At 71.9% G+C, this 20456-nt stretch carries 19 protein-coding genes; 9 read left to right on the top strand and 10 right to left on the bottom strand.

Features of this window, described 5'->3' with window-relative positions:
- Positions 1–12: 12 nt before the first annotated feature.
- From D3218_RS04365 to cyoD, 5 genes are read left to right on the top strand one after another with little or no spacing between them, the layout of a single operon-like run.
- Positions 13–1797: a glycoside hydrolase family 15 protein gene (locus D3218_RS04365; RefSeq protein ID WP_119538682.1), complete on the top strand. Its 1785-nt coding sequence runs from the start codon at positions 13–15 to the stop codon at positions 1795–1797.
- Positions 1784–2767 carry a cytochrome ubiquinol oxidase subunit II family protein gene (locus tag D3218_RS04360; RefSeq protein ID WP_210209630.1) on the top strand — a complete coding sequence of 328 codons (984 nt, stop codon included), beginning with the start codon at positions 1784–1786 and terminating at the stop codon, positions 2765–2767. The genes D3218_RS04365 and D3218_RS04360 overlap by 14 nt, the downstream gene beginning before the upstream one ends.
- Positions 2748–4820 carry a cbb3-type cytochrome c oxidase subunit I gene (locus D3218_RS04355; protein WP_119538681.1) on the top strand — a complete coding sequence of 691 codons (2073 nt, stop codon included), beginning with the start codon at positions 2748–2750 and terminating at the stop codon, positions 4818–4820. The genes D3218_RS04360 and D3218_RS04355 overlap by 20 nt, the downstream gene beginning before the upstream one ends.
- Positions 4817–5443, top strand: coding sequence for a cytochrome c oxidase subunit 3 (locus D3218_RS04350; RefSeq protein WP_119538680.1), 627 nt, complete (start codon positions 4817–4819; stop codon positions 5441–5443). The genes D3218_RS04355 and D3218_RS04350 overlap by 4 nt, the downstream gene beginning before the upstream one ends.
- Complete coding sequence (cyoD, locus tag D3218_RS04345; protein ID WP_119538679.1) at positions 5440–5763, top strand: cytochrome o ubiquinol oxidase subunit IV; 324 nt, start codon at positions 5440–5442, stop codon at positions 5761–5763. The genes D3218_RS04350 and cyoD overlap by 4 nt, the downstream gene beginning before the upstream one ends.
- A gap of 64 nt (positions 5764–5827) precedes the next feature.
- Here the strand turns inward: cyoD and D3218_RS04340 are convergent, their stop codons facing one another.
- From D3218_RS04340 to D3218_RS04315, 6 genes are all read right to left on the bottom strand, one after another.
- On the bottom strand, positions 5828–7279 hold the full coding sequence (locus D3218_RS04340; protein WP_119538678.1) for a GDSL-type esterase/lipase family protein: 1452 nt from the start codon (positions 7277–7279) through the stop codon (positions 5828–5830).
- Positions 7279–7551 (bottom strand): spike base protein, RCAP_Rcc01079 family, encoded by a 273-nt coding sequence (locus D3218_RS04335; protein ID WP_119538677.1) that lies wholly within the window; start codon positions 7549–7551, stop codon positions 7279–7281. The genes D3218_RS04340 and D3218_RS04335 overlap by 1 nt, the downstream gene beginning before the upstream one ends.
- An 89-nt stretch (positions 7552–7640) precedes the next feature.
- Positions 7641–8489 carry a glycosyltransferase family 2 protein gene (locus D3218_RS04330; protein WP_119538676.1) on the bottom strand — a complete coding sequence of 283 codons (849 nt, stop codon included), beginning with the start codon at positions 8487–8489 and terminating at the stop codon, positions 7641–7643.
- A gap of 73 nt (positions 8490–8562) precedes the next feature.
- A complete protein-coding gene (locus D3218_RS04325; protein WP_119538675.1) occupies positions 8563–9255 on the bottom strand; it encodes an SGNH/GDSL hydrolase family protein in 693 nt (230 codons plus the stop codon).
- Between the two features lie 25 nt (positions 9256–9280).
- Positions 9281–10663 (bottom strand): UDP-glucose dehydrogenase family protein, encoded by a 1383-nt coding sequence (locus D3218_RS04320; protein ID WP_119538674.1) that lies wholly within the window; start codon positions 10661–10663, stop codon positions 9281–9283.
- Positions 10664–10842: 179 nt separating this feature from the next.
- Positions 10843–11181 carry a hypothetical protein gene (locus D3218_RS04315; protein WP_119538673.1) on the bottom strand — a complete coding sequence of 113 codons (339 nt, stop codon included), beginning with the start codon at positions 11179–11181 and terminating at the stop codon, positions 10843–10845.
- Between the two features lie 178 nt (positions 11182–11359).
- Here D3218_RS04315 and D3218_RS04310 point away from each other — a divergent pair, with 178 nt between their 5' ends.
- Positions 11360–12331, top strand: a complete 972-nt coding sequence (locus D3218_RS04310) for an NAD-dependent epimerase/dehydratase family protein (RefSeq protein WP_119538672.1) — start codon at positions 11360–11362, stop codon at positions 12329–12331.
- 118 nt (positions 12332–12449) lie between these two features.
- Here the strand turns inward: D3218_RS04310 and D3218_RS04305 are convergent, their stop codons facing one another.
- Together D3218_RS04305 and D3218_RS04300 are read right to left on the bottom strand one after the other, a co-directional pair.
- The gene (locus tag D3218_RS04305) at positions 12450–13490 is read right to left on the bottom strand and encodes a calcium-binding protein (protein WP_119538671.1); all 1041 of its coding nucleotides are present in this window, start codon (positions 13488–13490) and stop codon (positions 12450–12452) included.
- A 312-nt stretch (positions 13491–13802) separates the two neighbouring features.
- Positions 13803–14159, bottom strand: coding sequence for a hypothetical protein (locus D3218_RS04300; protein ID WP_119538670.1), 357 nt, complete (start codon positions 14157–14159; stop codon positions 13803–13805).
- A 237-nt stretch (positions 14160–14396) separates the two neighbouring features.
- On the opposite strand from D3218_RS04300, the gene D3218_RS04295 reads away from it, so the two are divergent.
- Positions 14397–15830, top strand: coding sequence for a mannose-1-phosphate guanylyltransferase/mannose-6-phosphate isomerase (locus tag D3218_RS04295; RefSeq protein ID WP_119538669.1), 1434 nt, complete (start codon positions 14397–14399; stop codon positions 15828–15830).
- Between the two features lie 44 nt (positions 15831–15874).
- A complete protein-coding gene (locus D3218_RS04290; RefSeq protein WP_119538668.1) occupies positions 15875–17296 on the top strand; it encodes a phosphohexomutase domain-containing protein in 1422 nt (473 codons plus the stop codon).
- A 4-nt stretch (positions 17297–17300) separates the two neighbouring features.
- Here the strand turns inward: D3218_RS04290 and rfbD are convergent, their stop codons facing one another.
- Both rfbD and D3218_RS04280 read right to left on the bottom strand, forming a co-directional pair.
- The gene (rfbD, locus tag D3218_RS04285) at positions 17301–18176 is read right to left on the bottom strand and encodes a dTDP-4-dehydrorhamnose reductase (RefSeq protein ID WP_119538916.1); all 876 of its coding nucleotides are present in this window, start codon (positions 18174–18176) and stop codon (positions 17301–17303) included.
- Between the two features lie 84 nt (positions 18177–18260).
- On the bottom strand, positions 18261–19154 hold the full coding sequence (locus D3218_RS04280) for a LysR family transcriptional regulator (protein ID WP_119538667.1): 894 nt from the start codon (positions 19152–19154) through the stop codon (positions 18261–18263).
- A 136-nt stretch (positions 19155–19290) separates the two neighbouring features.
- On the opposite strand from D3218_RS04280, the gene ampC reads away from it, so the two are divergent.
- Complete coding sequence (gene ampC / locus D3218_RS04275; protein WP_119538666.1) at positions 19291–20448, top strand: class C beta-lactamase; 1158 nt, start codon at positions 19291–19293, stop codon at positions 20446–20448.
- The last annotated feature ends 8 nt before the right edge of the window (positions 20449–20456 follow it).

Here is a 20456-nt window from a genome sequence, read left to right as displayed (position 1 = left end):
GGGCGCCCGGCCGTGACCGTGCCGCTCGAGGACTACGCCATGATCGGCGACGGAGAGACGGTCGCGCTCGTGTCGCGGCACGGGTCGGTGGACTGGCTGTGCCTGCCGCGCTTCGATTCGCCGGCCTGCTGCGCGGCGCTTCTGGGCGACGGGCGGCACGGGTTCTGGAGCATCGCGCCGGCGGACGAGGTGCTGGAGGCACGCCAGGGCTACCGTCCCGACACGATGGTGCTGGACACGCGCCTGCGCTGCCGGGACGGCACGCTGCTTCTCACCGACTTCATGCCGACGCGCGCGGGGCGCCCCGTGCTGATCCGCATCGCCCACGCGCTGGAGGGGCGCGTCGAGATCGTCTCGCGCGCCGCCTTCCGCTTCGACTACGGCAACATGCCGCCCTGGATCGTGCTCGAGGGGCAGGCGATCGCCATGCATGTCGGCCCCGACAAGCTGGCGCTGCACGGCGAGGCGCCCGCCGGCGTCGAGGGCGACGCGGTGGTCTCGCGCCGGACGCTCGAGGCGGGCGAGAGCTGCGCCTTCGTGCTGGCCTACGGACGATCCGACGAGCGGGTGGGCGACGGGGTGGACGCCCGTGCCGCGCTGCGCGACGCCGAGCGCGAGGGGCGCGACTGGATCGCCGGCTTCCGGGCGGACGGGCTCGCCTATCCCGACGCCGTGCGGCGCTCGCTGCTGACGCTCAAGGCGCTGATCCACCGCCCGACCGGCGGACTGGTGGCCGCGCCCACGACCTCGCTGCCCGAGCAGCCCGGCGGCACCATGAACTGGGATTACCGCTACTGCTGGCTGCGCGACGCCGCCTTCACGCTGGACGCGTTCGTGGAATGCGGCTTCCTGGACGAGGCGCGCTGCTGGCGCGACTGGATCCTGCGCGCGGTCGCCGGCGCGCCCGAGAAGATGCAGATCATGTACCGAGTGGACGGCTCGCGCCGGCTGGACGAGGCCGAGCTGCCCTGGCTGCCGGGCTACCGGTTCGCCCGGCCCGTGCGCGTCGGCAACGCGGCCGCCGGCCAGCTCCAGCTCGACGTCTGGGGCGAGCTCGTCTCCGCGCTCCACATCGCCGAGCGCGCCGGCATGGAGCGGACCGACCAGGGCCGGCACCTCGAACACGCCGTGGTGGACCACGTGGCGCGGGTCTGGACCGAGCCGGACCAGGGCCTTTGGGAGAGCCGGGGGGAGCCGAGGCACTACGTCTATTCCAAGGCGATGGCCTGGGTGGTGCTGGACCGCTTCCTGCGGGGGCGGGGTGGCGAGGAGCTGGACGACGGGCGGCGCCGCGACCTTTCGGCCCTGCGGGACCACATGCACGCGACGATCTGCACGGAGGGCTTCGATCCCGGCCTCGACAGCTTCACCGCCTATTTCGGCGGCGCCGAGGTCGACGCCTCGCTTCTCCTGCTGCCCAAGATCGGCTTCCTGCCGATGAGCGACCCGCGCATGGCCGGAACGCTGGCGCTCGTCGAGGCGCGGCTCGTCGAGGGCGGCCTCGTGCGCCGCCATCGGATGGACGCGCAGGTGCCCGAGGGCGCGTTCCTGGCCTGCTCGTTCTGGCTGGCCGAATGCCGCCTCGGCGCCGGGCGCCGCCGGGACGCGGTGGCGGCGATCGAGGCGGCGATCGCGGTCGCCGGGCCGACCGGGCTGCTTTCGGAGGAATACGACACCTCGTCCCGCCGCCTCACCGGCAATCACCCGCAGGCCCTCAGCCATCTCGCCCTGGTCCAGGCCGTGCTGGCGCTCGCCCGCTTCGACGGGGACGGGGGGAGCGGCCGTGCGGATCTCTAGCCGATGGTCCCGCGCGGCCGCACCGCGGCCGGCGGCGCGCCGGCGCGCGCTCCTCGCGCTCGCGCCGCTCGTGCTGCTCGCCGGCTGCGGCTCGGGCCTCGGCGTCCTCGACCCGCACGGGCCCGTCGCCGCGACCCAGCGAGACCTCCTGTTCGAGGTCACGGCCTGGATGATGGTGGTGGTCGTGCCGGCGATCCTGCTGGTGCCCTTCATGGCCTGGCGCTACCGGCGCACCGCCCGGCGCGCGGCCTACCGCCCCGACTGGGACTTCTCCTGGCCGCTCGAGATCGCGGTCTGGGGCGTCCCCGCCCTGGTGGTCTGCGTGCTGGCCTTCCTGATCCTCACCACGGCGCGGGCGCTCGACCCCTATGCGCCGATCCCCGCCGACCAGCCGCCGCTCGAGGTCGAGGTGATCGGCCTCGACTACAAGTGGCTGTTCGTCTACCCGCAGGAGAACGTGGCGAGCATCGGCGTGCTGGCGCTGCCCGTGGGCCGGCCCGTGCGCTTCCGCCTGACCAGCGACACCGTGATGCAATCCTTCATGATCCCGGCGCTGGGCAGCCAGATCTACGCCATGGCGGGCATGGTCACCGAACTCAACCTCCTGGCCGACCGACCCGGCGTCCTGCTCGGCCAGAACACGCAGTTCAACGGCTTCGGCTTCCAGGCGCAGAAGTTCGACGCCCTGGCCATGCCGGCGGCCGACTTCGCCGCCTGGATCGCGGCCGCCAAGGCCGGCGACCGGCCGCTCGACCAGGGCGCCTACGCGATCGTGTCGCAGAAGGGCAAGCTGGCGGACCTGCGCGCCCGCTTCGACTTCGATCCAGCCAGGGGCCTCGTCTTCTCCAGCGTCGATCCGGCGCTCTTCTCCACCGTGGTCGCCCGCTACCGCCCCGATGCCGCCCGGCGGCACGAGGGCGGCGGGGCGCCGCACGATCCGAACGGGAGCCATGCCTATGCCGACCCCTGAGGGATGGTGGCCGCTCGTGTTCGGCCGCCTGTCGATCGACGCGCTGCCCTTCTACAGCGCGATCGCCACCGCCGCCGCCTCGCTGGTGGTGGCGGGGGCGCTCGCCGTCGCGGTGCTCCTCACCTGGCTCGGCCGCTGGGGCTGGCTGTGGCGCGAATGGCTCACCAGCCTCGACCACAAGCGGATCGGGATCATGTACGTGGTCCTGTCCATGGTGATGCTGTCGCGCGGCGTGATCGAGGGCTCGATGATGCGGGCGCAGCAGGCCGTCGCGTTCGACAACCCGGGCTACCTGCCGCCCGAGCATTTCGCCCAGCTCTTCTCCACCCACGGCTCGATCATGATCTTCTTCATGGCGATGCCGTTCCTGACGGGCATCATCAACTTCGCCCTGCCGCTCCAGCTCGGCGCGCGCGACGTGTCCTTCCCGCTGCTCAACTCGATCTCGCTCTGGCTGACGGCGGGCGGCGCCGGGCTGATGATGGTCTCGCTCGTGATCGGCAAGTTCTCGACCGGCGGCTGGAGCGGCTATCCGCCCTATACCGACGCCGTGTTCAACCCTGGCGTCGGGCCGGACTACTGGATCTTCGCCGTCACGCTCGGCTCGCTCGCCTCCACCATGACCGGCATCAACGTGGCGGTGACGATCTACAAGCGGCGCTGCGGCGGCATGAACCCGTTCCGCATGCCGCTGTTCTGCTGGACGTCCCTGTGCACGTCGATCCTGATGATCTTCGCCATGCCCCCGCTCACCGTGGCCACCGCCCTTCTCGCCCTCGATCGCTACGTCGGCACGCATTTCTTCACCAACGACGGTGGCGGCAACATGATGAACTACGCCAACCTGTTCTGGCTGTTCGGCCACCCGGAGGTCTACATCCTCATCCTGCCCGCCTTCGGCGTCTATTCGCAGGTGATCTCGAACTTCTCCTCCAAGATCCTCTACGGCTACGACGCGCTGATCGTCGCCACCATGTGCATCGCCGTCCTCTCCTTCACGGTCTGGGTCCACCACTTCTTCACCATGGGCCAGGGCGCCGACCTCAACGCCGCCTTCGGCATCGCCACCATGACCATCGGCATTCCCACGGGCGTGAAGATCTTCGACTGGATCCTGACGATGTTCCGCGGCCGCGTGCGCTTCGCGGTGCCGATGCTCTACGCGCTGGCCTTCATGGTGTTGTTCGTGGTGGGCGGCCTGACCGGCATCCTGCTCGCCAACCCGGCGATCGACTTCCAGGTCCACAACTCGGTGTTCCTGGTCGCCCACTTCCACAACATGCTGATTCCGGGCCTCCTCTACGGGATGCTGGCGGCCTACACCTACTGGTTTCCGAAGGCCTTCGGCTTCCGGCTCGACGAGTGGTGGGGCCGCGTGTCCTTCGGCTGCTGGGTCGCCGGCTTCTGCCTCGCCTTCCTGCCGCTCTACCCGCTCGGCCTCATGGGCATGCCGCGCCGCACGCAGGAGTTCTTCGAGCCCGCCTATCTGCCGTTCACGATCGTGGCCGGCGTCGGCGCCCTGTTCCTCCTCGCCGCGCTGGCGAGCCTCTTCGTGCAGCTCGTGGTTTCCGTTCGCCGGCGGCAGGAGCTGGCGGTCCCGGCGGGCGATCCCTGGAACGGGCGCACGCTGGAATGGTCGATCCCGTGCCCCGCGCCGGAATACAACTTCGCGGTGCTCCCCATCGTCGCCTCGCGCGACGCCTTCCACGCGTTCAAGGCCGAGGGCACGGCCTACCCGGCGCACCGCTTCTATTCCGACATCGAGATGCCCCGGAACTCGATGACCGGCGTGGTGATCGGCCTGTCGCTGGCGGCGGCCTCGTTCGGCCTCGTCTGGTGGATCTGGTGGCTGGCGATCCTCGGCGTGGCCGGCGCGGTGGGGGCGCTGGTCGCCCGCTCCTTCGTGCGCGACACCACACGCATCGTGCCGGCCGACGAGGTGCGGCGCCGGGACGAAGCCTGGCTCGCGCTGGTGCGCTCGCTGCCGCGCGCCGGCCGCGAGGCCGAGGCGACGCCCGCCAACCGGGGCCTGGCGGAGCCCGCCGGCATATGAGCGCCGTTCCCCCGAGCCTCCATCCCGGCATCAATCTCGGCCACACCGACCCCGAGGCCCATCGCCACGCCGAGGAGGCGGTGTTCGGCTTCTGGGTCTTCCTGATGAGCGACCTCGTGCTGTTCGCTCTCCTGTTCGCCACCTATGCCGCGATGACGGGGGCGACCGACGGCGGGCCCGGCCCCCGGGACGTGTTCGAGCTGCGGTCGGCCGCACTGGAGACGGCGATCCTGCTCCTGTCGAGCCTCACCTTCGGCATGGCGTCGATCGCCATGAAGTACGGCGAGCATCCGCGCCGCCTCGTCCTCTGGCTGGTGGTGACGCTCGCCCTCGGCCTCGCCTTCCTCGGCCTCGAGATGCGCGACTTCGCCAAGATGGCGGCGGACGGCGCGACCCCGCAGCGGAGCGGCTGGCTGTCGGCCTTCTTCGCGCTGGTCTCCACGCACGGGCTGCACGTGGCGGCGGGCTGCGCCTGGATCGGGGTGATGCTGGTCCAGCTCCGCGTCTTCGGCCTGCGGCGCGAGGTCAAGCTTCGCATCCTGCGGCTCGGCCTGTTCTGGCACCTCCTGGACGTGGTCTGGATCTTCATCTTCTCGGTGGTCTACCTGGGAGGGCTGGCATGAGCGGCGCGTCCGAGCACGAGCACGAGAAGCGGCGGGAGCTGCGGTCCTACGTGGTGGGCTTCGCGGCGGCGGTCGCCCTCACGGCGGTGCCCTTCGCCGTGGTGGCGTCCGGCGCGGCCTCGGCGGGCACCGCCTACGCGGTGATCGCGATCGCCGCGCTCGCGCAGGTCGTGGTGCATTTCCGCTTCTTCCTCCATATCGGCCTCGGCCGCTCGACCCGCGACGACCTGCAGCTCATCCTCTTCACCGCCCTGATCGTCGCGCTGATGGCCGGCGGCACGATCTGGATCCTGGAGAACCTCCACGCCCGGATGATGTGAGCGCCCGCGTCCCCGCCCGGCCCGGATCGGAGGGGCAGGAACGCGGCTCGGTGCCCGCCCGGTCTCAGCCGGCCAGCGCCAGCGGGTTCGCCGCGGCCGCCGAGGCGACGATCGCCTCGCCGCCCGTCTGGTTCGGATGCTGCTGGGCGCCGGGGTTGCCGGCGTCCGAGGCATAGCCCGCCTTCCACAGGTTCGGATCGGCGTCGAGTTGGGCGGGCAGCGCGAACTCCACCACGCCGGCCACCAGCGGGGCGAGGCCGCCGCCGCGAAGATCGGCGTTGAACGCCAGCCGCCGTCCGTCCTGCATGGCGGCGGGAACCGTCTGGTTGGTCTCCGTGATCGGGGCCGTCGCCGAGGTCGAGGGCGTGATCGTGGACTGGTAGATCCGCGCGTCCGGCAGGGCCGACCGGAACGCGTTGAACAGCGTGGTGAGGTACGCCTTCAGCGCCGCCGCCGAAGCGGACGAGGAGAGGTCGTTGACGCCCAGATCGCAGAGGATGTCGGTGACGCCGAGCGCCTGCATCAGGGCGATCCGCTTGGCGTAGTGCGCGCGGTTGGCCTGCGCGGAGGCGCCCGCGCGGCCGAGGGGAAGGACGCTGCCGACGCCGCTCTGCAGGACCAGACCGGAGAGGATGCCGATGGCCAGCCCCGGCGCGCCGGCGTGCGAATAGCCGCCGACGCCCTGCGAGATGCTGTCGCCGGCCAGCGCCACCAAGCGGTGCGAGGCCGGCATGTCGCCGATCACGCCGATCGCGGCGGCGGGCATCTGCTGGGAGGCGTTGCCGATCGAGCCGGCGGCCGCCTTGTCAGCGAGGTCGACGCCTTCCTCCATGTGGCCGACGTTCGCGCTGCGGAAGGCGTCGGTATAGTGCCACTTGCCGCCTGCCGGCACCCGCCCGCAGGTTCGGATCCAGTAGAACCCGGCCGGGATGGTGAAGCCGGCGGCCTTCTGCGAGCGGGCGAGGATCGTGCCCGGCGCCACGGTCACCGGCGCGCCCATGTCGCGGATCGTCCCGTCCGGCAGTTCGATCGCGCTGTGGTAGGTCGCCTCGTTCGGATAGTCGTATTCGGCGCCCGAGTTGTAGTGGATGCCGGTGTAGGCGACCTCCGGGTCGGCGATCTTGACGGGCGAGAAGAACCGCTTGCGCACGTTGAACGTCGTCTTGGTCCCGTCCGAGGGGCGGATCTGGTTGCCCTGGTCGCCGCCGAAGCCTGCGAGGCGGCGGACGGTGGCCGCGGTCGCCGCCGGCGTGGCGACGAGGCGGGCGGCCGAGGTCACCTCGGCTCTCGCGCGGATCGCCTGTCCGGCGCCCGGCGCCGTTCCGAGGACGTGCGACCAGGTCCCTTGCGCGTCGGCGGTGGCCGTTCCGGCCGAAACGCCGTCGACCAGCACGGTGACCGCGGCGCCCGGCGGCGCGCGCCCGCTCGCCCGGCGCGAGGCGGCGTCGTAGGCCGGGCGCGAGGGAAGCGAGGCGGCGCGCGCGCCAAGGAGGTTGCCGATCCCCAGCCCCGTCATCACGCCAGCCCCACGATCTGGCCGGCCGTGGTTCCCGTGGCGAGGACCCGCGCCACGCGCACGGGAAGACCCGCGCCCTCGCCGACGTTCCGGAACACCACGGTTTCCCCCGACAGGCGGTCCTGCACCGCGACGTCGCCGCCGCTGCCGACATAGAGACCGGTGGTCACGAAGGGCAGCTCGGCGGTGTCGCTCGGCGTCACGGCGAAGAGGCGGGTCGCCGGGCCGGCGGCGGCGGGAGCCGCGTTGAGATAGGGGTCTTGTGCGGGCATCGGGTCCTCCTTGGATCGGAGGACAGGCTAGAACCGCCGCCGCGAGCCGGGGAGAACCGGGGGCGAAGTCCGGCCGTCGGCGGCCGGCCTCAGCGGCCCGGCCGCCGCATCTCGCCCATCGCCGTTCGCAGGGCGCCGAGGAAGGCGCCGGGCTTGAGTTCCCCGCGCGCCAGCAGCGCCGAGCCCACCGCCAGCTTGCGCACCAGCGCGCCGCGAAGGGCGGGAACCCGGCGTGCGTGCCGGGCGATCACCATGAGCCCGGACGGGTAGTACTTGGCGCGGATCGCGGTGTTGCGGTCGCGGTGGCCGATGCAGGCGAGCGGCATGAAGCGGGTGCGCCGGGACAGGGCGAAGGCCCGGAGCGCGTAGTCGGTGTCCTCCGACCCGTTCAGCCGCGCGCCGACGCCGAGCTCGGGATCGAACTCGCCCGCCTCGCGCGCCACGCGGCTGCGGAACACCATCGTGTTGGATGAGGCGCGCCGGAGGACGTCGTGCACCGAGGCGTCCCGCTCGCGCGCCCCGTCCACCGGCACCGGGGCGGAGGCGTAGTCGCAGAACCAGAAGTCGAGGTCCGGCCGCGCCGAGAAGGCGTCGTGGACATAGGCGAGTGCGCCCGCCGGATACCAGCAGTCGTCGTCCGGGAAGGCGACGATCTCGTCGCCCGCCATCCAGCCGATGCGCCGGCCCTCGGCGAGCAGGCGGTTGCGCGCCGCCGAGAGCGACACGAGGCCGGGCGCCGTGAGGAGGGTGACGAAACGGGCCTCGTCCGGGCTGAGGAGATCCGCCGGCGCGCGGTCGCAGCACTGGAGCAGGATCATGAGCCGCAGCTCCATGTCCGGCCGCACGCGCGCGGCGTCCGCCACGGAGGCGATCATGCGGGCCAGGACGTCCGAGCGGCCGGACGAGAGGTTCGCCGTGCTGAACAGGTTCACGATCATGGATCCGGGCTCCGGGCGGAAGGGGGCGGGGAAGATTCGGGAGGGGGAAGGGTGGCCGCGCTCCGGCGGGCGTTCAGGGCCGGGCGGCGGGGGCGCAGGCCAGCACGCCGTCCTCGGCCAGGCGCCTCATGATGTTGGGCACCACGATCGCGCTGGCGGCGCCCGCCGTCGGATGGGCGCCGTCGACGATGGCCAGGTAGAGCGCGGGGCGGCCCATGGCCTCCCAGTCGGGCCGGTGGTCGATGTAGCGCAGGCCGAGGTCCTGCGCGAGGCGGCGGTGGGCGTCCTCGTAGCGCGCCCGGAAGGGGCGGGCCCAGAGGCGGCGGCCGCTCAAGGGGTTCATGGCCATGACGTAGACCAGGACGTCCGACCGGGCCCGGCGCAGCGCGCCGACGATCGCGCGCATGTTCTCCACGCTCGCGGACACGCCGATCATCCTGTCGAGGGCGGCGTCGTTGACCGCGAACTCCAGGAACACGATGTCGGGCCGCTCGGCGGCTACGTCTCCCACCGCCTCGACGCCCCAGTCCGACGCCGCGCCCGCGCGCCCGTGGTTGCTGACGGTGACCGGCCGGCCGGCGCAGGCCTCCATCGCCTCGGCGAGCGGCGTCTGCCAACCGCCGTTCGCGGTCAGGCTCGTTCCGAAGGTCGCGACGCGCAAGGGCCCGTCGCCGGTTCCCGGCGCCCCGCGCGCGGGCGCGGCGGCCGCGATCCCCGCCGCCAGCGCCGCGATCGCCAGGCTCGGGCGTGCGCCCCGGGCGCCCATCCGTCGAAGCTTCCGCGCTCCGGCGTCAGGCCGAGCGCGCCAGGGTTTCGGGCAGCGGCGCCTGGATGCTGGTGCGGCCGATCGAATGGTACTCGAAGCCGGCCTCGGCCATCGCCTCCAGGGAGAAGACGTTGCGCAGGTCCACCAGGATCGGGTTGCGCAGCGCCTCGCGGTAGCCCTCGAGCGGGAAGCGCACGAACTCCTCCCATTCGGTGGCGAGCACGCACAGGTCCGCGTCCCCGATCGCATCCGCCATGGTGGGGCAATAGGTGATCGCATCGCCCAGCATCTCGCGGGCATGCTCCATGCCCTTCGGGTCGAAGGCCCGCACGGTGGCGCCCTTCTGCACGAGCTGCTCGGCGACGAGCACGGCCACGCTGTCGCGCACGTCGTCGGTGTTGGGCTTGAAGGTGAGGCCGAGCAGGGCGATGGTCTTGCCGTCGACCGAGCCGCCGGCGGCCTGGACCACCTTGGCCACCATGCGGTGCGGGCGCGAGCGGTTGACCGTGATCACGGCCTCCACGATGGTCGCCGGGCTCAGCGCCTTCTCGCCGATATGCACCATGGCCAGCGTGTCCTTGGGGAAGCACGAGCCGCCGTAGCCGGGGCCGGGCTTCAGGAACTCGCGCCCGATGCGCTTGTCCGAGCCCATGCCGCGCGAGATGGCGCCGATGTCGCCGCCGACCTTCTCGCAGATGTCGGCCATCTCGTTGATGAAGCTGACCTTGGTCGCCAGGAACGTGTTGGCCGCGTACTTGATGAGCTCGGACGAGATGATGTCGGTCGAGATCAGCTCGAAGCCCTGGTCGGTGAAGGGGCGGTACAGCGCTTCGAGCCGCTCGCGGGCCCGCGCGCTGTCGGTGCCGATCACGATGCGGTCGGGCTTCATGAAGTCCGAGACCGCGTTGCCCTCGCGCAGGAACTCGGGATTGGAGGCGACGTCGAAGTCGAGCCCGGGATTCTCGCGCTCGATGATGCGCCGCACCTCGTTGCCCGTTCCGGCCGGCACCGTGGACTTGGTCACCACCACGGCATAGTGCTTGAGGCTGCGCGCGATGTCGCGGCTGGCGGCGTAGACGTATTGGAGGTCGGCATTGCCGTCGAGCTTGCGCGTCGGGGTGCCCACCGCGATGATCACGATCTGCGCCTCGCGCAGCGCCTCGGCGATGTCGGTGGTGAAGGTGAGGCGCCCGGCTTCGGCGTTGCGCACCACGACCTCGTCGAGGCCCGGCTCGTAGATCGGGATGACGCCGGCCTTCAGCTTGGTGATCTTCGCCTCGACCTGGTCGACGCAGGCGACCCGCCACCCGGCTTCGGCCAGGCAGGCCCCGCTGACGAGACCGACATAGCCCGTTCCGATGACGGCGACCTGGGGAGCCGAGCTTCCGGCCAGCGAGATATCCAACATCAGACCGCTCCATCGCATCGTGGTCGCGCGAGGCGCCCGAGTCCGCCTCGAGCCTTTCGCAACCGCAGGACAACCACCCCATGTTCCACGTCGTCCTTCGCAATGCAAGAAACGGAGGATGACAGGGGAAGGGGGCGGCGCGGGGAGCCGTGAGGATGGCCGGATGCGATCGCGGGCCCTCAGCCCGCCTTTTCCTCGCCGGCCTCCGAGCGGGAGGCGCGGTCCTGGCGGAGCGACACCACCATCCCGGCGAGCGTGCGCAGCGGCGTGTCGGCCGGGGATGCCGCCGGCGCGGCGGGGCTTGCCCCGGTGGCGTCGGCCGGGACGGTGTGGCGATCCACGAGGTCTTGGGCGTGTATCCGGATGGCGTCGAGGTCGCGCTGCAGCGCGGCACGCCGGAGCAGCCCCTCCCAACGTCCGAGCGCGCCGAGGCGCGCGTTCACGGTCTCGAGGCGTTCCATCTGCTTCCAGAAGTCCGCCTCGGCCTTTGGATCGACCCATGTCCGATTCTGAAGCATGCCCTAGTCCCAGCCGGTCCGGTCCGTATAACGTCATTCAAATTGCAGCATCAAGCTTGTTCGGGCCTGTGAGGGGGGGGCGTCAAGCCAGCGGCGGCCGGGGCGGGGCTGAGGGAATTGGTTGATCCACCGCATGTTGCACTGCATATAAGTCGGGCGGGCGTTGATGGAGGTTGCGTTGAAGCAGGCGATGGTTGTGGGCGGGGCCGGGTTCATCGGGACCCACCTCCTGGAGCACCTCGGCCGCGAGGGCGGGTTCGATCGGCTGGTCAGCGTCGACATCGCCGCGCCCCGCCGGCCGGTGCCGGGCGTCGCCTACGAGGTCCATGACATCCGCCATCCGTTTCCGGCCCGGCTCGACGGGCCCTACGAGGCGATCTTCAACCTGGCCGCCGTTCACCGAACGCCGGGCCACGCCCCGCACGAATACTACGAGACCAACCTCGGCGGCGCGCTGTCCGTCGGCGAGTTCGCCGCGCGCAACGAGGTACGCGCGATCCTGTTCACCAGCTCGATCGCTGTCTACGGGCCGGGCGAGGACCTGAAGACCGAAGGCTCGGCGCCCGAGCCGGTGTCCGACTACGGCCGCTCCAAGCTCCTGGCCGAAGGCGTGCACCGGCAGTGGCTGGCGGGCGACGCGGCGCGGCGACTGGTGATCGTTCGCCCGGCGGTGATCTTCGGCCAGGGCGAGGGGGGCAACTTCACGCGCCTGGCGGCCGCGCTGCGCAAGGGCACCTTCGTCTATCCGGGGCGCAAGGACACGATCAAGTGCTGCGGCTATGTGGGCGAGATCGTCCGCTCGATGGACCATGCGCTGGCGCTGGGGCGGCGCGAGTTCCTCTACAACTTCTGCTACCCGCAGGCCTACACGATCGAGGAGATCTGCCGGGCCTTCGAGCGGGTGGCGGGCTACCGGCCACCGCGCGGCGTGCTTCCGCAGCCGCTGATGAACGCCGCCGCGCTGCCCTTCGAGGTGGCCAACCGCTTCGGGCTGCGCAACGGGATCGACCGCGAGCGGATCCTGAAGCTGGTGCGCTCGACGCGGGTCGAGCCGGCCGCGCTCGCCCAGACGGGCTTCCGCTTCTCCACCGATCTCGACGGGTCGTTGCGCGACTGGAAGAGCCGCGGCACCGGCGACGTCATGGTCTGAGCGCCGCCGCGCCACGCCGTGCCCGTGCCCGGGCATGGCACGTTCAGAATTCACGAGGGCCGCCGGCGCGATGCCGGCGGCCCTCGTCGTTTGGGTTCGTCCTGCCTTGGCCTGGCGGTCAGGCGAGCAGGATGTGGTCGTTGGTGAGCGCGACGTTCTTGCCGATGAAGGCGATGTCCTGGGCCACGGCCGAGCCGGTGCCGTCGGCGTCGTAGGACAGGTAGCCGGTGGCCTTGTTGTAGATCACCTGCGCATGGTCGGCCGTCGCCTTGGTGCCGATCACGAAGTCCGAGGCGTCGAGGTAGGACTGGCCGCTGGCCGCGTCGAGGCCGCCGAAGGCGGACCTGGCGAGCTGGATGAAGTCGTCGGTGCCGAAGTCGAAGATCGAGTCGCGGTTGGCCGCGCCCATCTCGGCGAACGCGAACGTGTCGACGCCGCCCTTGCCCCAGAGCTGGTCGTTGCCGAGGCCGCCGGCGATGACGTTGTCGCCGGCGTTGCCGGTGATCAGGTTCTTCAGCTCGTTGCCGATGCCGTCGATGGAGGCGGTGCCGGTGAGTCGCAGGTTCTCGACATTGGCGTTGTCGTTGAGGTTGACCGAGATCGAGGCCCAGATCGTGTCGTTGCCGCCGCCGGCCTGCTCGCCCACCACGCGCTCGCCCACCGTGTCGAACACGTAGCCGTCGTTGCCCGCCGAGCCGCGGAACTCGTCCAGGCCGCCGCGCCCGTCCAGCCAGTCGTTGCCGGCGCCGCCCACCAGCACGTCTCCGGCGTCGCTGCCCTTGATGATGTAGCGCTCGACGCTCTCGCTCACCAGCGAGCCGGTGGCCGTCTTCAGCGTCACGGTCGGCGCGCCGGCGTCGCCGTCCGACGACATGACGATCCTGCCGGCGCTGGTGAACTCCAGCGTATCGGTGCCCGAGCCGCCGTCATAGGTCGACTTGAAGAGGAGCGAGGTGTCCTCGTTGACCACGAGGCGGTCGTCGCCCGCGCCGCCGTAGAACCGGCTGGCGGTGATCAGGCCGCCCTTTTCCGGCGTCTGGAACACGTCGTCGCCGCCGAGCCCGTAGACCGAGGCCAGGGTGTAGAACTTCGACGTGACCGTATCGGCGCTGTCGCCGAGGCCGACGGACCCGATGATTAAAGTTTTATTAATATCCATTACTTCCCCCTTTGTTGGTAAACGAACCGTTAATGAGGAATGTGCCGTTGAGTCAACTGGATGAATAATTATAAGTTAATGACATTGCATCAGTTGCCGTAGCGGAGCGTGCGGCCGTCGCTGCGGCAGGTGCGGCCGTGTGCGCGGGCGTCCACCCCGGACGCGCCGGTGGGGCATGGGCGGATGTCGCGACGGCGGCGGGCTGCGCGCAAACCCGCGATCCGGCCCGGTGGCGCGGTCCGTCGGAGGTCTGGCGGGGGAGGGGATTGCGACGGCGGGCGTGCCGGTTCGGACGGCGCGACCGCCGGCAGATCAGCGCAGGTCGATCTGCCGGTCGCGACAGATGTCGATGTCGCGCAGCACGCGGAACGGCTTGGCGGGCCGGCGCGACCTCTGCCCGCGCCGCGGCGGCGCGTTGAAGTTCGCCGTGAAGGTGAAGATGCACTTGTTGTAGTCGTCGAAGATCGTGACGGAGCGCGTCGACCCGGCGGGAAGCGGAATCCGCGTCAGGTTGCGGTTGTTGGCGACCAGTTCGCTGGCGAAGGCCGTCACCGTGTAGATCGTGTCGGAGGTCTGGTTCCGCAGCTCGACCCGGATCGTCGCGGCGGTGGCGGGCAGGGCGGGAGCGGCGATCAGGAGGGCCAGCAGGCAGCCGGTCGGTTTGCGCATGGATACGGCCTTTCGGGCTGTTTCGCTCCGACCATGTGCGGCGTGCGCCCCGCTTGGCAAGCGCCGGGCCGCCGCCGGCGTCCGCGCCCGCCGGGCCCGCGGCGCGACCGGTCGTTAAGACCAATTCGAATGGTTTCTAGACAATGACGGACCATTCTCGTCTATAGCTTGCGTGCGGTGCGGTAGCGAACACGCGGCGGGCCGCGAGAACGTGGTCGGACCAGGGAAGGTGCACGCATGACGGCAACCAGCAGGACGCGGCTAGTTCATCCCGTCGTGATCGCCGGCGGTTCGGGGACGCGGCTCTGGCCGGTGTCGCGCGACTCCATGCCCAAGCAGTTCGTCTCGCTTCTGGATTCCGGCCGCTCGACCTTCGAGGAGACCATCCTGCGGGTCACGGGTGAGGGCTTCGCCCGGCCGGTCGTGGTGACCCATTCCGACTTCCGCTTCGTGGTGGCCGAGCAACTCGCTGGCCTCGGCGTCGAGGCCGACATCGTGCTGGAGCCGGAACGGCGCGACTCGGCGGCGGCGATCGCGGTCGGCGCGCTGATGGCCGCGCGGCGCGACGAGGAGGCGGTCTGCCTGGTCCTGGCGGCCGACCACCTGATTCCCGACGCCGCGCTCTTCACCGCCGACTGCCAGCGGGCCGCGGAAGGCGCCGCCCGTCACGGCCGGATCATGATGCTGGGCATCGAGCCGACCGGCCCGTCCACCGCCTACGGCTACATCGCCCCCGGCGCGCCGCTGGACGAGGCCGGCGCCTTCGCCGTGGAGCGGTTCGCCGAGAAGCCCGACCGCGAGACGGCCGAGACCTATGTGGCCGAGGGCTATCGCTGGAACTCGGGCAACTTCGTGTTTCCGGCGCGCCTGATGGCGGAGGAGCTCGCAGCCTTCGCCCCCGCCGTGCTGGACGCGGCCCGCGGGGCGCTGGACGCGGCGGTGGCCGATCTCGACTTCCTGCGCCTCGACGCGGCCGCCTTCGGCGCGGCGCCGCGCATCTCGATCGACTATGCGGTGATGGAGAAGACCCGGCGCGCCGGCGTCCTGAAGACGCGCTTCCGCTGGTCCGACATCGGCTCCTGGGACGCCATGTTCGACGTGAAGGACAAGGACGCCTCGGGCAACGTCCTGGAGGGCGCCGTGAGCGTCCTCGACACGCGCTCCTCCTTCGTGCGCTCCGACGAGGTGCTGACCACCGTGGTCGGTCTGGAGGACGTGGTCGTCGTGACGACCCCCGACGCGGTCCTCGTCACCTCGCGCGAGCGGGCCGGCGAGGTGAAGACCCTGGTCGCCCAGCTCCACCGCGAGGCGCGCCCCGAGGCAGGCCAGCACCATCGCATCCACCGGCCCTGGGGCTGGTACCAGCGCATCGACATCGGCGACCGGTTCCAGGTCAAGCACATCTGCGTCAAGCCGGGCGGCATCCTCAGCCTGCAGCGCCACTACCACCGCGCCGAGCACTGGGTCGTCGTCCACGGCACCGCCGAGGTGACGGTGGACGGGACGGTGACGCTGTTCCACGAGAACGAGGCCGCCTACCTGCCGATCGGCTGCACCCACCGCCTGCACAATCCCGGCAAGATCCCGCTCAAGCTGATCGAGGTCCAGGTCGGGTCCTACACCGGCGAGGACGACATCGTGCGCCTCGAGGACATCTACGCCCGAAAGTGACCGCGTCCCGCCCCGAGTTGCGCGAAACGAGGCGAGGAGCGCCGATGAGCAGCCTGAAGTTCGGAACCAGCGGCCTGCGCGGCCTGGTCGTGGATCTCGTGGGCGGCCCGGCCGCCGACTGGACCGGCGCGTTCCTCGCCCATCTCGACGCCGCCGGGCTCGCCCCGGCCTCGCGCGAGGTTCTGGTGGGGCGCGATCTGCGCTCGTCGAGCCCCGAGATCGCGGCAAGCTGCCTCCGGGCCGCGGCCGACCGCGGCTGGCGCGCCCTGGATGCCGGCGCGCTGCCGACCCCGGCCCTGGCGCTGGAGGCGATGCGGCGCGGCGCGGCAGCGGTGATGGTGACCGGCAGCCACATTCCCGACGACCGCAACGGCTTGAAGTTCTATCGGCCGGACGGCGAGATCACCAAGGACGACGAGGCCGGCATCCGCGCCGCCTTCGAGGCCGCCGCACCCGTGGGCGCGGGCGCCGCCGAGGGCTCGGTGGCGCCCGTCGAGGGGCTCGCCGAGGCCTATGTCGGACGCATCGCGGCGTTCTTCGGCCCCGAGGCGTTGGTGGGGCTGAGGATCGGCGTCTACCAGCAGAGTTCCGTCGCCCGCGACATTCTGGTCGACGCCCTGGCGCGGCTGGGCGCCCGGCCCGAGCCGCTCGGCCGCGCCGACCGCTTCATTCCCGTGGACACGGAGGCGCATCGCCCCGAGGATCTCGCGCTCCTGGCCGGCTGGACGGCGGACGGCCGTTTCGACGCGGTGGTCTCCACCGACGGCGACGCCGACCGGCCGCTCCTCGCCGACGAGCGGGGGCGGGTCGTGCGCGGCGACCTTCTGGGGCTCCTCACGGCGCGTCAGCTCGGCGCGCGCACGCTGGTCACACCCGTGACCTCCTCCTCCAGCTTGGAGCGCGCGCCCTTCGTCGCGCGCGTCCTGCGCACGCGTGTCGGCTCGCCCTACGTGATCGAAGGGATCGAGGCGGAGACCGGTGGCGAGGACGCGGTCGTCGGCTTCGAGGCCAACGGGGGCGTGCTCCTCGGCTCCGACGTCCGGCGCGGCGGCAAGGTCCTCTCCGCCATGAAGACGCGCGACGCGCTCCTGCCGATCGTGGCGACGCTGGCCGAGGCGCGCGCGGCGGGCGTGCCGGTGTCGCGGCTGGTCGCAGACCTTGCGGCGGGCGCGGCGGCGGCCGACCGTCTGCCGGACATCCCCGCCGAGCGCAGCGGGCCGTTCCTTGCCATGCTGGGGGCCGGCGGCGAGGAGGCGCGGGCGTTCTTCGCCGAGCGCGGCGGGGTGGCGGGCGTCGATACGTTCGACGGCGTGCGCACCGCGCTGGACGACGGCTCCACCGTGCACTTCCGCGCCTCCGGCAACGCGCCGGAGCTGCGCTGCTACGTGGAGGCGGCCGGCGAAGGCGAGGCGGCCGCTCTCCTCGCCTGGGGGCTCGGCGCCGCCGGGCGCCGCCTGGCGGGCTGAGGGCTCACAGGAGCCGGTCGAGCACCGCGCGGGTGGACAGGCGCCAGTCGGGCAGCACGATGCCGTGGACCCGCGCCAGCTTGTCGCCCGACAGTCGGGAATTGGCGGGCCGGCGGGCCGGCGTCGGATAGTCGGCCGTGCCGATGCGACCGACGGCGACGGGCCGGCCGGTGCGCGCCGCGCGTTCGGCGAAGATCGCCTCGGCGAAATCGGCCCAGGTCGCCTCGCCGGAGCCGGTCAGGTGGAACACGCCGCGGAGCGCCGGGTCCGGGTCGGCGCGCAGCCGCCGGGCCACCGCGATCGCGGCGTCGGCGATGTCCAGCGCGCTGGTCGGCGTGCCGTGCTGGTCGGCGACGACGTTGACCGCGTCGCGCGTCTCGGCGAGACGCAGCATGGTCTTCAGGAAGTTGGCGCCGAAGGGCGAGTAGACCCAGGCCGTGCGCAGGATCGCATGGTCGGGCTGGGCGGCGGCCACGCGCCGCTCGCCCTCCAGCTTGGTGCGGCCGTAGACCGAGACCGGCCCGGTCGCGTCGTCCTCGGTGTAGGGGCCGGCCTTGTCGCCCGCGAACACGTAGTCGGTGGAGAGATGGACCACTGGCACGCCCCGCTCGGCGGCGGCGGCGGCGAGCGCGCCGGGCCCTTCGGCGTTCACGGCGTGCGCGAGTTCGGCCTCGCTCTCCGCCTTGTCCACCGCGGTGTAGGCGGCGGCCGAGATCACCGCGTCGGGTTCCGCCGCCAGGATCGCGCGGCGCACGGAGGCGGGGTCGGCGAGGTCGAGCTCGGGCCGGCCGAGCGCCACGATCTCGACCCCCGCCAGCGGCCCGCGCTCGCGCAGTGCCGAAACGACCTGTCCTTCCCTGCCCGTCACCACGATGCGCATCGATCGATCCCCTTCGGCTGCCATGCCGGTTCCTCTTAGGGGCAGAGCGATCCGACTTCGAGCGAAAAGCGCCGCGCCCCGCCGTCAGCTCGCCCCAGTCGGGTCCGCGGCGCAGACCTCGTCGATCCAGGTGCGGAAGGCCATCATGGCGCCCGTCTCGGGGCGCGACAGGAGCCGCGTCAGCCAGTAGCCGCCGAGGTCCACGCCGATCGGGAAAGGCTGCACCAGGGTCCCGGACCGCAGGTGGCGCCCGAACAGGGCCGGCGGGGCCAGCGCGACGCCCGCGCCGCCGAGCGCCGCCTCCACCATGGCGAGCGAGGAATCGAAGGTGATGCCGCCGGGCATGCGCGGCTCGGGCGGAAGGCCCGCCGCCTCGAACCAGCGCGTCCATTCGTCCGCCCGATAGGAGCGAAGCAGCGTCTCGCCGAGGAGCTCTTCGGGCGCGCGCAGCCGCGCGGCGACGGCCGGCGGGCACAAGGGGCTCAGCGGAGCGGGCAGGATCGCCTGCGCCCAGGTGGCGTGCCACGCGCCGCTTCCGAAGCGGATGGCGAAGTCGAGCCCCTCGGCCGCCGGATCGACGCGGTTGTTGTGGGTGGACAGGCGCAGGTCCACGAACGGATGCCGCTCGGCGAAGGCGGGCAGGCGCGGCAGCAGCCAGCCCACCGCGAAGGTGCCGATCGCCCCCACGCGCAGCGTCTCGCGCAGGCGCCCGTTCTCGAAGCGCGTCAGCGTCCCGGCGATGCGGTCGAAGGCGTCGCGCACGCTCGGCAGCAGCATCTCGCCCTCGCGCGTCAGGAGCAGCCCGCGCGGCAGCCGCTCGAAGAGCGCCGTGCCCAGCGACTGCTCCAGCGCCTTGACCTGGTGGCTCACGGCGCCCTGCGTGACGCAGAGCTCGATCGCCGCGCGGGTGAAGGACAGGTGCCGCGCGGAGGCCTCGAAGGCGCGGAGCGCCGTCAGCGGCAGATAGGGACGGACCAAGGCGACACCTGAGATTTCCTCATGGCTCGGACGAGAATTGGTGCTTTGCGCGCCCGCCGGTCATGCGCGCAGATGGCAGCCGTCGGGCGGCTCCGCGGGGCGCCGGCACCCGCTTCCCCTTTAGGACGAGAGCTCCATGAACGCCATCCCGTCGCCTCGATCCATGGCTGCCGGCCTCCTGTGTCTCGGGCTTTCGGCCCCCGCGGCCGCGGCGGCGGACACCGCCTCCATCGAGCGGAGCGTCCGGGCCGCGGTGGAGCCGGCGATCGCGGCCGAGGCCATTCCCGGCATGGCGGTGGTGGTTCTCGAGAACGGCCGGCGCCATCACTTCAATTTCGGGATGGACGCGCCGGTGGGCGGCAAGCCGGTCTCCGACGACACGCTGTTCGAGCTCGGGTCGCTGTCCAAGACCTTCACCGCCACGCTCGGCGCCTATGCCGAGGTCGAGGGCCGCCTGTCGCTGGGCGATCGGGCGGAGCGGTACTGGCCCGCGCTCGCCGGGCATCCGATCGGCGAGGCGACGCTTCTCGACCTTGCGACCTACACGGCCGCCGGCCTGCCGCTCCAGTTCCCGGGCGGCGTGTCGGGCGAGGCCGGGATCCTGCGCTATTTCCAGGAGTTCCGGCCGGCGGTCGGGCCCGGCGCCGGGCGGCGCTACTCCAACCCCTCGATCGGCCTCTTCGGAACCCTCGTCGGCCGCGCGCTAGGCCCCGGTTTCACGGCGGCGATGACCCGCACGCTGCTGCCCGCCCTCGGCCTGTCGCACACCGTGATCGCGGTGCCCGAGGCGCGCGAGGCGCAATACGCCTTCGGCACGTCCCGCTCGGGCGAGGCCGTGCGGGTGAACCCCGGGCCGCTGGACGCCGAAGCCTACGGGATGAAGTCCTCGGCCGCCGACATGGCCCGCTTCGTGGAGGCGCAGATCGATCCCGCCGCGCTGGACCCGGGCCTGCGCAAGGCCGTGGAGGCGACGCATCTCGGGCACTACCGCGCCGGCCCGCTGGTGCAGGGCCTCGGCTGGGAGCAGTATTCCTATCCGGTGGCGCTGGACACGCTGCTCGGCGGCAATTCGGCCGACATGGCCACCCGGCCGCAGGACGCCGTGCGGCTCGACCCGCCGCAGGCTCCGCGCGGGGCGACGCTCTTCAACAAGACCGGCTCCACCGGCGGCTTCGGCGCCTATGTCGCCTTCGTCCCGGATCGGCGCATCGGCGTCGTCCTCCTGGCCAACCGCAACTGGCCCAACGCCGAACGGGTGCGCGCCGCGCACGCGATCCTTTCGGCGCTCCGCTGACGGCCGGG

The organism is Aureimonas flava (genome assembly GCF_003583935.1).
Classification (GTDB): domain Bacteria; phylum Pseudomonadota; class Alphaproteobacteria; order Rhizobiales; family Rhizobiaceae; genus Aureimonas; species Aureimonas flava.
Note: the sequence above shows the minus strand (reverse complement) of the source record. Positions and strands in the feature narration are given on the sequence as shown.